This window comes from Salipiger marinus, from assembly GCF_900100085.1.
Taxonomy (GTDB): Bacteria; Pseudomonadota; Alphaproteobacteria; order Rhodobacterales; family Rhodobacteraceae; genus Salipiger; species Salipiger marinus.
On the sequence record NZ_FNEJ01000099.1, the window covers coordinates 1 to 1,361 of the forward strand.

Genomic DNA, 1,361 nt, shown 5'->3' on the forward strand with positions numbered 1-1,361 from the left:
TGATGATGTAACCGCCCTCCGACGGCATCGCTGTGCCAAGGTGGGATCGCAACAATCCACTATGGGAGGCGGTTATGCCGGAGATTACTACGGTCGGACTGGATCTGGCGAAGAATGTGTTTCAGGTCCATGGAGCTGATGCAGTCGGCCAAGCTGTCCTGCGCAGGAAACTTCGAAGAGCTCAGGTGTTGGAGTTCTTCGCCAAGCTTCCGCCCTGCCTTGTAGCGATGGAAGCCTGCGCAGGCGCTCATTTCTGGGGCCGGGAACTGACCAGGCTCGGACATGACGTCAGGCTCATTCCGCCCATCTATGTGAAGCCGTTCGTAAAACGGCAGAAGAATGATGCAGCTGATGCTGAAGCGATCTGCGAAGCAATCCAGAGACCGAGCATGCGGACGGTGCCGATCAAGAGCGAAGAAACGCAGGCGGCGGCAAGCGTCTTTCGGGTTCGGGAACTGCTGATCCGGCAGCGGACCCAGAGCATCAACGCTTTGCGCGGGCACCTTGGGGAGTACGGGCATGTCGTGCCGCAGGGGGCAACGAATGCCCGCCGGCTGGTGGCTCTGGTTGAAGACGAAGACATGGAACTGCCGGTAGCGGCGAGAGCCTCGCTCTTGGCGCTGACAACCATGCTTGCTCAGCTCGAGCAACAGATCGCGGCGCTTGATGCCGAGATTGCGCGCCGTGCTCGGGAAAATCCCGTTGCGCGCCGGCTCATGACCATTCCGGGTATCGGCCCTCTGATTGCCACGGCGTTCGCGACGCTCGCACCGCCTCCGGAGCTCTTTGCCAAGGGGCGTGACTTCGCCGCTTGGCTGGGCCTCACCCCCCGGCAGCATTCGACAGGTGGCAAGCAGCGCCTCGGGTCTACAACGAAGATGGGCGAGCGCTCGCTGAGGCGATTGCTGATCATCGGCGCGAATAGCGTCATCATCAAACGGCACTGCCACGCTTCGGCCCGGCCTGGTACCTGGCTGGCCGGCATGCTGGAGAGAAAGCCAGCGATGCTGGTCAGGGTCGCGCTTGCGAACAAGATGGCCCGGATCGTCTGGGCCCTCATGAAGAACGAAGAGGCCTACCGAGCTCCGGCCGTGGCGGCGTAAAGCCGGCCATCGGTCGCGAGGCGTCGGAGCGTAGAGGGCAAAGAGAAGTTTGGCGCAACGGTCGTGAGACGGGGTCGGCAGAACCAGAGTGCAACAATGTGCCACCGAGCACGCGGCTTTGATCTGGAGCTGATCCTCGACCACCATACGGGCCCGCGGCATGGAGATCAGTCGCATTTGAGGCCGGATACATGTCAGCACCCGACAACGCGCGAAATGTACTCACAAACCCTCTTGCGCAAGGGGCGGTTATACATG

General features: G+C 61.6%; 1 protein-coding gene. It reads left to right on the plus strand.

Features of this window, described 5'->3' with window-relative positions:
* Positions 1-74: 74 nt before the first annotated feature.
* A complete protein-coding gene (locus tag BLR51_RS27050) occupies positions 75-1,103 on the plus strand; it encodes an IS110 family RNA-guided transposase (protein ID WP_089852618.1) in 1,029 nt (342 codons plus the stop codon).
* The last annotated feature ends 258 nt before the right edge of the window (positions 1,104-1,361 follow it).